A 14571-nucleotide genomic window follows, 5' to 3' on the forward strand; every position below is an offset into this window, starting at 1 on the left:
CCTGTTTAAAAGGAGAAGGGAGAAGAAGAGATTAATCTGCGTCGTAGCCGAGGTTGGGGGCCAACCAGCGCTCGACGTCGGCTATCGGCATCCCTTTACGGGCCGCGTAGTCCTCAACCTGATCGCGTTGAATCTGCGCCACGGCAAAGTATTTACTTTCCGGATGGCTGAAATACCAGCCTGAAACGGCCGCCCCCGGCCACATTGCGAAGGATTCGGTCAACTGCATGCCGGTATTCTCCTCGACATTCAACAACTTCCAGATCTGTCCTTTCTCGGTATGTTCCGGGCACGCCGGATAGCCCGGTGCCGGTCGGATACCCTGATAATTTTCGCGAATCAGTTCTTCATTACTGAGATTTTCGTTAGCCGCGAAGCCCCAATAAACCTTACGCACTCGTTCATGAAGATATTCTGCAAACGCCTCGGCCAGACGGTCTGACAGCGCCTTGACCATGATTTTATTGTAATCATCGTGCTGTTTGTCATAGGCCTCGGCCAGCGCATCTTCCTCCAGCCCGCCGGTCACGGCAAAAGCGCCAATATAGTCAGCTTTGCCGCTGGTTTTTGGCGCGACAAAATCGGCCAGGCAGTAGTTGGCAAAATCGGTTTTTTCGGTTTGCTGACGCAGATGGTGGCTGACCACCAGCACGTCATCACGACGTTCATCGCTATAGATTTCAATGTCATCGCCGACTCGATTAGCCGGAAATAAACCGACCACGCCGCGCGGATGCAGAAGCCGTTCTTTGGAGAGTTTATCCAGCATGTCGTTGGCATCTTTGAACAGGCGTTTAGCCTCTTCGCCGACAATTTCATCTTCAAGAATACGAGGATACTTACCGGCCAGCGACCAGGTCATGAAGAACGGCGTCCAGTCGATGTAATTACGCAGCGTCTCGATGCTAGCCTCAACCTTTTGAATACCCAAACGATGCACCACAGGCGGCGTATAGCTTTCCCAGTCCAGCACGGTCGCGTTTTCACGCGCCTTCACCAGGCTGACGGGCGGCGTGCGCGGTTTTTTACGCCCATGCTGAATACGCACGGTTTCGTACTCTCTACGGGTTCTTTCGATAAAGGCATCTCGTTGCGTGTCGGACAACAGCGCTGACACCACGCCGACCGAGCGCGAGGCATTTTGTACGTAGGTTGTCGGCCCCTGGTAGTTCTGCTCAATCTTGACCGCCGTGTGCGCCTTCGAGGTAGTTGCCCCGCCAATCAGCAACGGAATGGTGAAACCACGGCGCTGCATCTCTTTCGCCACGTTGACCATTTCGTCAAGCGACGGCGTAATCAGGCCAGAAAGCCCAATGATATCAACGTTCTCTTCGATGGCCGTTTTCAGAATTTTGTCGGTCGGGACCATCACGCCCAGATCGATAATTTCATAGTTATTACACTGTAGCACCACGCCCACGATGTTCTTGCCGATGTCGTGCACGTCGCCTTTTACCGTCGCCAGCAGGATTTTGCCGTTAGTCTTACCCTTTTCTTTACTGGCCTCGATGTAGGGCTCGAGATAAGCCACCGCCTGTTTCATAACGCGTGCTGATTTCACCACCTGCGGCAGGAACATTTTTCCTTCACCAAACAGGTCACCCACCACGTTCATGCCGTCCATCAGCGGACCTTCGATGACCTCAATCGGTCGCGTCGACAGTTGACGAGCCTCTTCGGTGTCGAGCTCAATGAACTCGGTAATGCCCTTCACCAGCGAATATTCAAGGCGCTTTCTGACGTCCCAGCTGCGCCACTCGGCCTGCTGTTTGTTCGCCTCACCGTCGTCTTTGCTGCCGCGATATTTCTCTGCCAGATCTAAAAGCCGCTCGGTGCCGTCATAGCGACGATTAAGGATGACGTCCTCCACCGCCTCGCGCAGCTCGGGCGTTAAGTCATCATAAATGGCCAACTGACCCGCATTGACTATGCCCATGTCCATGCCGTTGCGAATAGCGTGATAAAGGAACACCGCGTGAATCGCCTCACGGACCGGCTCGTTGCCACGGAATGAGAAAGAGACGTTGGACACCCCGCCCGAAATCAGGGCATGAGGCAGCTCGCTCTTGATATCGGCACAGGCTTCAATGAAGTCAACGGCGTAGTTGTTGTGCTCTTCGATACCGGTTGCGACGGCAAAGATGTTCGGGTCAAAGATAATATCTTCCGGCGGAAACCCCACCTCTTCGGTCAACAGCCTGTAGGCGCGACGGCAAATCTCGATTTTACGGGCGCGAGTGTCTGCCTGTCCGACTTCATCAAAGGCCATGACCACCACGGCAGCACCGTAGCGGCGCACCTTGCGGGCGTAGTTGAGGAAAGACTCTTCGCCCTCCTTCATGGAAATCGAGTTAACGATGCCTTTGCCCTGAATGCATTTCAGGCCTTTTTCGATAACGTCCCACTTTGAAGAGTCAATCATGATGGGCACGCGGGCGATGTCTGGCTCGCCGGCGATCAAATTGAGGAATTTGACCATCGCCGCTTCGGCATCCAACATGCCCTCGTCCATATTGATATCAATAATCTGCGCCCCGCTTTCAACCTGCTGGCGGGCCACCTCGAGCGCCTCTAAATATTTTTCTTCTTTAATCAATCTTTTGAAGCGAGCCGACCCCGTTACGTTGGTACGTTCACCCACGTTAACAAACAGCGTCTCGGGAGAAATCGTTAACGGTTCAAGACCCGCTAAACGACAGGCGACCGGAATTTCGGGCAATTTGCGTGGTGCAACGCCGTCGAGGACCAGCACTATCTCGGCGATATGCGCTGGGGTAGTACCACAGCAGCCGCCCACAATATTGAGGAAGCCGGAGCGTGCCCATTCGCCGATGTGTTCAGCCATTTCTTTGGCTTCAAGGTCGTATTCCCCAAAGGCGTTAGGCAGACCGGCGTTAGGGTGAGCGGTGACGTAACATTCGGCGATACGGGAAAGCTCGGCGACGTATTGACGCAGCTCGTCGGGGCCAAGTGCACAGTTCAGACCAAAGGTCAGCGGCTTGACGTGGCGCAGCGAGTTATAGAATGCTTCCGTCGTTTGGCCTGACAGCGTGCGACCAGAGGCGTCGGTAATCGTGCCGGAAATCATCACCGGCAGCAGGACGCCCATCTCTTCAAACACGGTTTCGATAGCAAAGGTCGCCGCTTTGGCGTTCAGGGTATCGAAGATCGTTTCAACCATGATCAGATCCGCGCCGCCTTCGATCAAGGCACGGGTCGATTCGCGATAGGCTTCCACCAGCTGATCGAAGGAGACGTTACGGAATGCAGGATCGTTGACGTCGGGAGAGATCGAGGCGGTGCGGTTGGTTGGCCCTAGCACACCCGCCACATAGCGCGGTTTCTCTGGCGTGCGTGCAGTCCATTCATCAGCGCAGATACGCGCCAGTCGGGCCGCCTCATAGTTTATCTCGGCCGAGAGTGACGCCATGTGGTAGTCGGCCATGGCGATGGTCGTCGAGTTGAAGGTGTTAGTTTCGAGAATGTCCGCCCCAGCCTCGAGATAGCCGTAATGGATGGCGGTAATAATCTCGGGCTTGGTCAGCACCAACAGGTCGTTATTGCCCTTGAGATCGCTTTCCCAATCAGCAAAACGTTCGCCGCGATAGTCTTCTTCTTCCAGACGATAGCTTTGGATCATTGTCCCCATGCCACCGTCGAGAACTAAAATCCGCTTCGCCAGCTGTTCATGCAGTGCTTCAACTCGATTAGTCACTTTCACCTCATCACCCATTGCTTGCAAAATTCTGCTACTTTCACGTTTGGCCGGTCTTCAGCACCCTACTTTAATCATAATTTATGAAAACCTGCTTCAAAATCCGCCAATAATCCTAGCATACCTTGCTCAGGCCCAGTGCCGGCAGCAACCTGAGTCTTTTTCATCAAATCCTCGAGGCACATTCCAGAGTCGATGCAACACATCGGATGAGCGCAAAACTTGTTTGCGATCCATACTGTAAAAACGAAAACCAATTCCAAAATAATATTTTCTCGCCGTTATAGTGGCGACGCTGACAAGGGAAAGCACGATGGTGACCTCTTCTGCCACGGCAGCAAAACGCACTAAAAAGGGCAAAGGCACAACGGCCAGTGCCAGCACAGCAACCGGACAGGTTCAATCGTTAACCCGCGGTCTGAAGTTGCTTGAATACATTGCCGAAGCTCAGGGCAGCGTGGCGCTCACCGACCTGGCCCAGCAGGCCGGACTGCCCAACTCGACAACGCACAGGCTCCTGACCACCATGCAGCAACAGGGTTTCGTTCGTCAGGTTGGCGATCTGGGTCTGTGGACAATTGGCTCCCACGCTTTCGTGGTCGGCAGCAGCTTTCTGCAAAGCCGCAACCTGTTAGCCATGGTTCATCCCATGCTGCGCCGATTAATGGAAGAATCTGGCGAGACAGTGAACCTTGCGGTGCTCGATCACAGCGATTACCAGGCGATCATTATCGATCAGGTACAGTGCAATGCGCTGATGCGGATGTCGGCACCCATTGGTGGCAAGCTGCCGATGCATGCTTCTGGCGCAGGCAAAGCATTCCTGTCCACGCTGCCCGAAGAGCGTCTCGTTAAACTGCTACACAAAATTGGGCTGCACAGCTACACGCCGATGACCCGCAGTTCACCGGCGAATCTCAAGCAGGAGCTGGCCGAGACCCGCAAGCGCGGCTATGCCTTTGATGATGAAGAACATGCGTTAGGACTGCGCTGCGTGGCGACCTGTATTTATGACGAACACAATGACGCCTACGCGGCAATTTCGATTTCGGGGCCGGTTTCAAGGATTACTGACGATCGCGTTACCGAGCTCGGGGCGCTGGTTATCCATGCGGCGAAAGAGATAACCCAGGCCTACGGCGGCGGCAAGCATTAAAAAGCGGGGCGAGATTAGCTCGCCTCAGCGTTGGGCTTCTGCGACGTTCTGGCGCTAAACCGCTGTCGGCGGCGGTAGGCATAAACGTCTTCAATGTGACCCGCGAGAATACGCTGTTGCAGCCCGCGCCAATAGTCAGGGCAAAACAGGTCGCCGTGCAGCGCATCAAATAGCGGCCGAAGTCGTGCGTCGCTGCACAAGAAATGCCGAAATTCCTCCGGGAAGACGTCGTTCTCGGACACGCTGTACCAGGGTTCGCTCGCCAGTTCCTCCTCGGGAAAGCGCGGCAAAGGCAGGTCACGGAAATTAACCTGCGTCATATAACAAATCTCGTCATAGTCGTAGAACACCACCCGACCATGGCGCGTCACACCAAAGTTTTTAAACAGCATATCCCCCGGAAAAATATTTGCGGCGGCCAGCTGCTTAATTGCGTTACCGTACTCTTCTATCACGTCATGCAGCTGCTCGGGCGTTGCCTGTGCAAGGTAGAGGTTTAGTGGGCTCATTCGCCGTTCAATGTATAAATGGCGTATTGCGATGCTGTCGCCGAGATCTTCTATTTTATTGACGGCTTCGCACTGTAGCTCGGCCATCAACTCGGCACTGATGCGATTTTTGGGCAGGATAAAATGCTCGAACTCCTGCGTATCGGCCATTCGCCCTACCCGGTCATGCTCCTTGACCAACTGGTAGCAGTCCCTGACTCGCTGCTCGGTAACCTGCTTGGGGGGCGCAAATCGGTCCTTGATGACTTTGAAAACGCGGTCACTGCCTGGCAGGGTAAATACCAGCATAACCATGCCTTTAACGCCGGGAGCGATGATAAAAGGCTCGGTGCTTGAGGCCATATAGCGCAGATGCTCACGGTAACATTCTGTTTTCGCATGCTTCTGACAGCCTATGGCGCTGTAAAGCTCTGCCGTGGTCTTGTGGGGAAGAATTTCGCGCAGCCATTCGACCAATGCACCGGGATGTGGCGCATAAACCATGAAATAGGAGCGGGCGAAACCGAAAACAATGCTGGCATCGTCCTGCTCGGTGAGGCACGTATCAACGAAGAGTCGTCCCTGTCGGCTTTGATGGACAGGTAACAGGAAAGGCTGTGCCCTGCCGGCCAGACGAATCTTGCCGACCAGCCACGCCGCTTTGTTGCGGTAAAAAAGCTCGTTGGCCATTTCGAATTCTGCGTTGTCGAGCTCACCGTCAGGAAAAGAAACGTTCAGGGCATCAGCAATGGCGTGCGCGTCCCTTGTAATGTCCTCCCACGGCAGGCGCAGCGGCAGTTCCATTAACAATTTTTGCAGCATGTCCCGCAGGCTAGGGCCAGGCGCAAAGAGTCGTGCCAGAGGTCTCTGTGGCGGTTTAGCGCTTTGCGGCAGTTGTTCGCTAAAGACAAACAGCCTGTCGTCGGCTAAATCACGATGTTTGAAGATGCGGCAATAGACTGAATTAAAAAAGCTTTCGGCAATTTCACCGCGCGGATAATCAGGCAACAGGCTGCTGAAGCAGGCTTTGATACGCGCATTGAACGTCGCATCATAAAAGCGTGGACCGGTAATACACTTCAGCTGGCTGACCACCAGCCCAACATGATGATCATAAAGATGAATACGCTGCTTCATTGCCTGCTGAACGGCAGCCCAGTCAGCTTGTTCAAAACGCCGCTGAGCGCCGGAAGTAATTTCCAGAAAGCGCCCATACTGTGCATCGAATCCCTGAAGAATGGTTTGGGCAATCAACAGTTCTGTCTTCATCACTCTGCTCTCTGACTTACGCGGGGTCCAAATGGCCCGTATGATTCGGGCCATTGCGTTCTCAGGAAAATTGCTGTTCTTCCGTCGAGCCGGTCAGAGCCGTCACCGAGGAGCGTCCGCCCTGAATAATGGTGGTGACCTTATCGAAATAACCGGTGCCAACCTCTTGCTGATGCGAGGCGAAGGTATAGCCACGTTTTACGGAGTCAAACTCCGGCTGCTGGACTTTTTCGACGTAGTGTTTCATGCCCTCGCCCTGCGCATAGGCATGGGCCAGATCGAACATGTTGAACCACATACTGTGAATACCGGCGAGAGTAATAAACTGGTACTGATAACCCATCGCTGCCAGTTGATCCTGGAAGCTCGCAATGGTCTGGTCATCGAGGTTTTTCTTCCAGTTAAACGACGGCGAGCAGTTGTAGGCCAGCAGTTTTCCCGGGAAACGCTGATGAATTGCCTCGGCAAAGCGCTTCGCCAACGCCAGATCCGGCGTCGAGGTTTCGCACCAGACAACGTCTGCATAAGGCGCATAGGCAAGCCCGCGCGAGATGGCCTGTTCAATACCGGCATGAGTGCGGTAAAAGCCTTCATGGGTGCGTTCGCCGGCGATAAACGCGCTGTCATAGGGATCACAGTCAGAGGTCAGCAGGTCGGCCGCATCCGCATCGGTCCTGGCGACCAGTAAAGTAGGTACGCCCAAAACGTCTGCCGCCAGACGAGCAGAAACCAGCTTTTGCACTGCCTCCTGCGTCGGAACCAACACTTTTCCGCCCATGTGCCCGCACTTCTTCACGGCGGCCAGCTGGTCTTCAAAATGCACCGCCGCCGCGCCTGCCTCAATCATAGATTTCATCAATTCAAACGCGTTCAGCACGCCACCGAAACCGGCCTCTGCATCGGCAACAATCGGCAAGAAATAGTCGGTATAACCCGGCTGGCCCGGTTCGATGTTGTTTGCCCATTGAATTTGGTCCGCCCGGCGAAAGGTATTGTTGATGCGTGATACCACTTCGGGAACGGAATTCACTGGATACAAAGACTGATCGGGATACATGCTCGACGCGGTGTTGGCGTCGGCGGCAACCTGCCACCCAGACAGATAAATCGCCTCAATACCGGCCTTGGCCTGTTGCAGCGCCTGCCCACCGGTGAGTGCACCGAGGCAGTTGACATAACCTTTGCGTGACCCGCCGTGCAGCAGCTCCCACAGTCGGCTCGCGCCATGCTGCGCCAGCGTACATTCGGGATTCACAGAGCCGCGCAGGCTAATAACTTCTGCGGCCGTGTATGGACGAGTGATCCCTTTCCAGCGCGGCAGTGACCATGATTCTTCGAGTTGTTGTATTTGTTGGGTACGGGTAATTTTCATGACGGTGACTCCGATTTCTTATCAGGGTTTATCAAGCCAGCAGCGCATAGCCAGGCAGCGTGAGGAAGTCGATCAGTTCATCCTGGGTGGTGATTTTTTCCATCAGCGCTGCGGCTTCGTGAAAACGCCCAGAGCAAAACCGCTGGTCACCTAATTCTTGTTGAATGACCTGCATCTCCTCCGCCAGCAGCTGGCGGAAAAGCTCTTTGGTCACCTTTTGTCCGTCGTCTAGCGTTTTGCCGTGATGGATCCACTGCCAGATTGAGGTACGGGATATTTCCGCCGTGGCGGCATCCTCCATCAGTCCATAGATTGGCACGCAGCCATTGCCTGAAATCCATGCTTCGATGTATTGCACCGCGACGCGGATGTTGGCGCGCATCCCCTCCTCTGTTCTCGCTCCCTGACATGGCGTAAGCAGAGTTTCGGCGTAAATCGGTGCATCTTCCTCACGCGTAACGTCAAGCTGGTTGGGACGTGAACCTAGTGCCTTGCTGAATACTGACATGGCGGTATCGGCGAGGCCGGGATGCGCAATCCAGGTGCCGTCATGGCCGTTCGCCGCCTCAAGCTCCTTATCCTTGATCACCTTATTGAGCACCCACGCGTTGCGCTGCGGGTCCTTGCTCGGAATAAATGCCGCCATGCCGCCCATCGCGAACGCCCCTCGGCGATGGCAGGTTTTGATAAGCAGACGGGAATAGGCGCTGAGGAAAGGCTGATCCATGGTCACAACCTGGCGGTCAGGTAAGACGCGATCGCCGAAGTTCTTTAATGTTTTGATATAGCTAAAGATATAGTCCCAGCGCCCGCAGTTGAGCCCGACGATATGTTCGCGCAGGTGATAAAGGATTTCGTCCATCTGGAATACCGCAGGCAATGTTTCAATCAGTACCGTGGCCTTGATAGTGCCGCGCGGCAGCCCGACGCTGTCTTCGGCGAAGGAAAATACCTGACTCCACCACTGCGCCTCTTTGTAAGACTGCATTTTGGGCAGATAGAAGTAAGGGCCGCTGCCTTTGGCCAGCAGTTCGCGATAGTTGTGGAAGAAATACAGCGCAAAATCAAACAGGCCGCCCGGGATAGGCTCACCCTGCCAGGTCACGTGTTTCTCGGGCAAATGCAATCCTCTGACTCGACAAACCAGTACGGCCGGGTCAGGTTTAAGTTGATAAATCTTACCTGCCTCATTGGTGTAGCTGATGGTGCCGCGCACCGCGTCGCGCAGATTAACCTGCCCTTCAATCACTTTGCTCCAGTTAGGCGCAAGTGAATCCTCGAAGTCTGCCATGAAGACTTTAACGTTGGCATTCAACGCATTGATGACCATCTTACGTTCGACAGGCCCGGTTATTTCGACTCGCCTGTCGAGCAGGTCATCAGGAATATTTTGGATGCGCCATTCAGTATCTCTAATGGAAAACGTTTCCGAAATAAAGTCCGGCAGCTTACCGGCATCAATATCCGACTGAATATATCGCCTTTCTGTCAGTAGCTGCTGGCGTACAGGGGCGAATTGGCTTACCAAATCAGCCAAAAAGTCGATGGCGGGTTCGGTCAGAATGCTGGATGCCTGTTCTGAAAATTGGCGTGTAAAGTCGAGTGGGCTGTGGGTTATCTGCTGTGACATCTACATTCTCCTGACTTTTCAATGAGCTCATTAAACATCTGCCTGAGCTGGACGCGTTGATCACGGCGACGATCCGAGGCGTAAAAAGATCGCATAACTTGAAATGACCAGACTGGTTATTTACTAGCCGATAGACTTAAGCGTAATCAAGAAAATGATAAAATCAAAAACGATTTCCATTTTTATTTTAAATAAAAATAAAGTCTTTTTGATTCAACTAAATAGAGGGTGAAATATTTTTATAGAAACAGGATCAATTTCCATAATTTTTGCAATCGAACAAGGATCGGCATTGGCAGGAACAAAATAAAAACGCCCACGATCGGAGAAGTGATCGTGGGCGTTCAGACTTGTATTACCGAGACAGGCTAAGAGCTCATTCCAGCGTAGGATTCATCTGGCGAAGATCGAATGGCGTTATCTGGTAGACGTAGTAGTTTAACCAGTTGGTGAATAACAGATGGCCGTGGCTGCGCCAGCTGGCTTTCGGTGCCAGATCCGCATTGTCTTCAGGGAAGTAGTTGTAAGGCATGTCCGGTGAAAGGCCTGCGTCAAGGTCACGCAGATACTCGCCTGCCAGCGTACCGGCATCGTATTCTGGATGGCCGGTGACGAACGCCATGCGCTTGTCCTTTGTCGCGAACAGATAAGCACCCGCATCTTCCGATTCGGCGAGAATATCCAGATCGCTGTATTTGCGCAGTTCTTCAATCGGGAAGTCCGCATAGCGCGAGTGTGGCGCCAGGAATGACTCGTCAAATCCACGGGTCAGAAGCGCCAAAGGCTGTAGCGTCTGATGCGCATATACGCCGGAGAGTTTGGTCTCGCGGGTCATTTTCGGCATGCCATAAAGCACGTTCAGCGCGGCCTGTACGGCCCAGCAGACAAACAGCGTTGAGGTGACATGTTCTTTTGCCCAATGAACGATACGCTCAATCTGCGGCCAATAGGCGACGTCGCAGAAGTCCACCAGACCCAGCGGTGCACCGGTCACGATCAACCCGTCGTAATTATCGTGTTGGATATCTTCAAAATCGCAGTAGAAGTTATTCAAATGCTCGGCAGGCGTGTTCTTGGACTCACGGCTGTCGATACGCAGCAGCTGAACATCAATCTGCAAAGGGGAATTGGAAAGCAGGCGAAGAAACTGATTCTCCGTCTCGATCTTCTTCGGCATCAAATTGAGTATCAGCACTTTCAATGGACGAATTTCTTGAGTTTTTGCACGTGAAGACGTCATCACAAAGACGTTTTCATTGCGCAAAAAGTTCACGGCTGGTAACTCATCTGGAACCCGAATTGGCATAACAACTTCCTCACTACATCCGCTTATACGTTTAGACATCTAGATGCCCGAAGATAACGGTTTTCAGCGGCTATGTCGAGCTTGTAAAGCCTAGGTGAAAATTATTCAGCTTAAGGCTATATGCTCATAACATTTAGTTATTTATATCTGTTTGATGAAGAGTTTTAGCTATTTAGAAGGAGGCAAAAAGGGTTAAAAATGGTCAGTAAACGCGCACAAAAAAGCCCCTGTCGTCAGACAGGGGCCTTCTCTTGAACTGGAATTTCTTAAATTACCGACGAGAAAAAGCCCCAGTCTTTCGACTAGGGCTTGTTCTTTATTTGATGCCTGGCAGTTCCCTACTCTCGCATGGGGAGACCCCACACTACCATCGGCGCTACGGCGTTTCACTTCTGAGTTCGGCATGGGGTCAGGTGGGACCACCGCGCTACTGCCGCCAGGCAAATTCTGTTTCATTCCAACCGCTTTCCACATTCCTGCAGGCCGCCATCAGAACCAATCTTTGAACAAGCTGATTTCTTGAAACTTTCGTCTCGTCTCTCTAAAACACCTTCGGTGTTGTAAGGTTAAGCCTCTCGGGTCATTAGTACTGGTTAGCTCAATGCATCGCTGCACTTACACACCCAGCCTATCAACGTCTTAGTCTTAAACGTCCCTTCAGGGAGCTCGAAGCTCCAGGGAAGACTCATCTTGAGGCAAGTTTCGCGCTTAGATGCTTTCAGCGCTTATCTTTTCCGCATTTAGCTACCGGGCAATGCCATTGGCATGACAACCCGAACACCAGTGATGCGTCCACTCCGGTCCTCTCGTACTAGGAGCAGCCCCTCTCAATCTTCCAACGCCCACGGCAGATAGGGACCGAACTGTCTCACGACGTTCTAAACCCAGCTCGCGTACCACTTTAAACGGCGAACAGCCGTACCCTTGGGACCTACTTCAGCCCCAGGATGTGATGAGCCGACATCGAGGTGCCAAACACCGCCGTCGATATGAACTCTTGGGCGGTATCAGCCTGTTATCCCCGGAGTACCTTTTATCCGTTGAGCGATGGCCCTTCCATTCAGAACCACCGGATCACTATGACCTACTTTCGTACCTGCTCGAGCCGTCACTCTCGCAGTCAAGCTAGCTTATGCCATTGCACTAACCTCACGATGTCCGACCGTGATTAGCTAACCTTCGTGCTCCTCCGTTACTCTTTAGGAGGAGACCGCCCCAGTCAAACTACCCACCAGACACTGTCCTCACCCCGGATTACGGGGCCGAGTTAGAACATCAAACATTAAAGGGTGGTATTTCAAGGTTGGCTCCACGCAGACTGGCGTCCACGCTTCAAAGCCTCCCACCTATCCTACACATCAAGGCTCAATGTTCAGTGTCAAGCTATAGTAAAGGTTCACGGGGTCTTTCCGTCTTGCCGCGGGTACACTGCATCTTCACAGCGAGTTCAATTTCACTGAGTCTCGGGTGGAGACAGCCTGGCCATCATTACGCCATTCGTGCAGGTCGGAACTTACCCGACAAGGAATTTCGCTACCTTAGGACCGTTATAGTTACGGCCGCCGTTTACCGGGGCTTCGATCAAGAGCTTCTCCTTGCGGATAACCCCATCAATTAACCTTCCGGCACCGGGCAGGCGTCACACCGTATACGTCCACTTTCGTGTTTGCACAGTGCTGTGTTTTTATTAAACAGTTGCAGCCAGCTGGTATCTTCGACTGTCTTCGGCTCGGGAAGCAAGTTCCTCCACCTAGCGACAGCGTGCCTTCTCCCGAAGTTACGGCACCATTTTGCCTAGTTCCTTCACCCGAGTTCTCTCAAGCGCCTGAGTATTCTCTACCTGACCACCTGTGTCGGTTTGGGGTACGATTTAATGTTACCTGATGCTTAGAGGCTTTTCCTGGAAGTGCGGCATCAACTACTTCATCACCGTAGTGACTCGTCATCACGCCTCAGGGTTACAGTAAACCGGATTTACCAGGTCTACACCCCTACACGCTTAAACCGGGACAACCGTCGCCCGGCTAGCCTAGCCCTCTCCGTCCCCCCTTCGCAGTAACACCAAGTACAGGAATATTAACCTGTTTCCCATCGACTACGCTTTTCAGCCTCGCCTTAGGGGTCGACTCACCCTGCCCCGATTAACGTTGGACAGGAACCCTTGGTCTTCCGGCGTGCGGGTTTTTCACCCGCATTATCGTTACTTATGTCAGCATTCGCACTTCTGATACCTCCAGCAAACCTCACAGTTCACCTTCTACGGCTTACAGAACGCTCCCCTACCCAACAACGCCTAAGCGTCGCTGCCGCAGCTTCGGTGCATGGTTTAGCCCCGTTACATCTTCCGCGCAGGCCGACTCGACCAGTGAGCTATTACGCTTTCTTTAAATGATGGCTGCTTCTAAGCCAACATCCTGGCTGTCTATGCCTTCCCACATCGTTTCCCACTTAACCATGACTTTGGGACCTTAGCTGGCGGTCTGGGTTGTTTCCCTCTTCACGACGGACGTTAGCACCCGCCGTGTGTCTCCCGTGATAACATTCTTCGGTATTCGGAGTTTGCATCGAGTTGGTAAGCCGGGATGGCCCCCTAGTCGAAACAGTGCTCTACCCCCGAAGATGAGTTCACGAGGCGCTACCTAAATAGCTTTCGGGGAGAACCAGCTATCTCCCGGTTTGATTGGCCTTTCACCCCCAGCCACAAGTCATCCGCTAATTTTTCAACATTAGTCGGTTCGGTCCTCCAGTTAGTGTTACCCAACCTTCAACCTGCCCATGGCTAGATCACCGGGTTTCGGGTCTATACCTTGCAACTTGACGCCCAGTTAAGACTCGGTTTCCCTACGGCTCCCCTATACGGTTAACCTTGCTACAAAATATAAGTCGCTGACCCATTATACAAAAGGTACGCAGTCACCTAACAAGTAGGCTCCCACTGCTTGTACGTACACGGTTTCAGGTTCTATTTCACTCCCCTCGCCGGGGTTCTTTTCGCCTTTCCCTCACGGTACTGGTTCACTATCGGTCAGTCAGGAGTATTTAGCCTTGGAGGATGGTCCCCCCATATTCAGACAGGATGTCACGTGTCCCGCCCTACTCATCGAACTCACAATTTATGCGCTTTTGTGTACGGGACTATCACCCTGTACCGTGCGACCTTCCAGACGCTTCCACTAACACACAAACTGATTCAGGTTCTGGGCTGTTCCCCGTTCGCTCGCCGCTACTGGGGGAATCTCGGTTGATTTCTTTTCCTCGGGGTACTTAGATGTTTCAGTTCCCCCGGTTCGCCTCGCATGGCTATGTATTCACCATGCGATAATGTGACGTATCACATTGGGTTTCCCCATTCGGGTATCGTCGGGTATAACGGTTCATATCACCTTACCGACGCTTTTCGCAGATTAGCACGCCCTTCATCGCCTCTGACTGCCTAGGCATCCACCGTGTACGCTTAGTCGCTTAACCTCACAACCCGAAGGTGTCTTATAAACTCATAAAGAGTGACAACATTCGAGGCTGCGATTATTTGAGAGACTCTAATACAGGTGCGCATAACTCAGTACTTCTACGGAGAGTTATGTTCAGCTGTATCATTTCAATTTTTCAGCTTGTTCCAGATTGTTAAAGAGCAA

General features: G+C 52.9%; 6 protein-coding genes and 2 rRNA genes. 1 reads left to right on the top strand and 7 read right to left on the bottom strand.

All coding sequences use genetic code 11. The features are described from left to right. Nucleotides 1–31: 31 nt before the first annotated feature. Nucleotides 32–3733, bottom strand: coding sequence for a methionine synthase (gene metH, locus BS640_RS03290; RefSeq protein WP_084911879.1), 3702 nt, complete (start codon nucleotides 3731–3733; stop codon nucleotides 32–34). Nucleotides 3734–4028: 295 nt separating this feature from the next. Between metH and iclR the strand changes: the two genes are divergently transcribed. Next, nucleotides 4029–4871: a glyoxylate bypass operon transcriptional repressor IclR gene (gene iclR, locus BS640_RS03295; RefSeq protein WP_017493366.1), complete on the top strand. Its 843-nt coding sequence runs from the start codon at nucleotides 4029–4031 to the stop codon at nucleotides 4869–4871. A 14-nt stretch (nucleotides 4872–4885) separates the two neighbouring features. On the opposite strand, the gene aceK is transcribed toward iclR, so the two are convergent. The 6 genes from aceK to BS640_RS03325 all read right to left on the bottom strand — a co-directional run bounded on the left by aceK (nucleotide 4886) and on the right by BS640_RS03325 (nucleotide 14404). Further along, nucleotides 4886–6628 carry a bifunctional isocitrate dehydrogenase kinase/phosphatase gene (gene aceK, locus BS640_RS03300; protein WP_084911882.1) on the bottom strand — a complete coding sequence of 581 codons (1743 nt, stop codon included), beginning with the start codon at nucleotides 6626–6628 and terminating at the stop codon, nucleotides 4886–4888. 61 nt (nucleotides 6629–6689) lie between these two features. Further along, nucleotides 6690–8000 carry an isocitrate lyase gene (gene aceA, locus BS640_RS03305; RefSeq protein WP_017494280.1) on the bottom strand — a complete coding sequence of 437 codons (1311 nt, stop codon included), beginning with the start codon at nucleotides 7998–8000 and terminating at the stop codon, nucleotides 6690–6692. Nucleotides 8001–8031: 31 nt separating this feature from the next. Then, nucleotides 8032–9630 (bottom strand): malate synthase A, encoded by a 1599-nt coding sequence (gene aceB / locus BS640_RS03310; protein WP_017494281.1) that lies wholly within the window; start codon nucleotides 9628–9630, stop codon nucleotides 8032–8034. 376 nt (nucleotides 9631–10006) lie between these two features. Beyond that, nucleotides 10007–10936: a homoserine O-acetyltransferase MetA gene (gene metA, locus BS640_RS03315; protein ID WP_017494282.1), complete on the bottom strand. Its 930-nt coding sequence runs from the start codon at nucleotides 10934–10936 to the stop codon at nucleotides 10007–10009. Between the two features lie 325 nt (nucleotides 10937–11261). Further along, nucleotides 11262–11377, bottom strand: a 5S ribosomal RNA gene (gene rrf, locus BS640_RS03320). A gap of 121 nt (nucleotides 11378–11498) precedes the next feature. Next, nucleotides 11499–14404 (bottom strand): 23S ribosomal RNA (locus BS640_RS03325). Nucleotides 14405–14571: the final 167 nt, after the last annotated feature.

It is taken from the genome of Rouxiella badensis (assembly GCF_002093665.1).
Taxonomy (GTDB): Bacteria; Pseudomonadota; Gammaproteobacteria; order Enterobacterales; family Enterobacteriaceae; genus Rouxiella; species Rouxiella badensis.

What these genes read in the sequence shown, in the direction of transcription:
- metH (WP_084911879.1), bottom strand. Translation starts at nt 3,733, where the DNA reads ATGGGTGATGAGGTGAAAGTGACTAATCGAGTTGAAGCACTGCATGAA.
- iclR (WP_017493366.1), top strand. Translation starts at nt 4,029, where the DNA reads ATGGTGACCTCTTCTGCCACGGCAGCAAAACGCACTAAAAAGGGCAAA.
- aceK (WP_084911882.1), bottom strand. Translation starts at nt 6,628, where the DNA reads ATGAAGACAGAACTGTTGATTGCCCAAACCATTCTTCAGGGATTCGAT.
- aceA (WP_017494280.1), bottom strand. Translation starts at nt 8,000, where the DNA reads ATGAAAATTACCCGTACCCAACAAATACAACAACTCGAAGAATCATGG.
- aceB (WP_017494281.1), bottom strand. Translation starts at nt 9,630, where the DNA reads ATGTCACAGCAGATAACCCACAGCCCACTCGACTTTACACGCCAATTT.
- metA (WP_017494282.1), bottom strand. Translation starts at nt 10,936, where the DNA reads ATGCCAATTCGGGTTCCAGATGAGTTACCAGCCGTGAACTTTTTGCGC.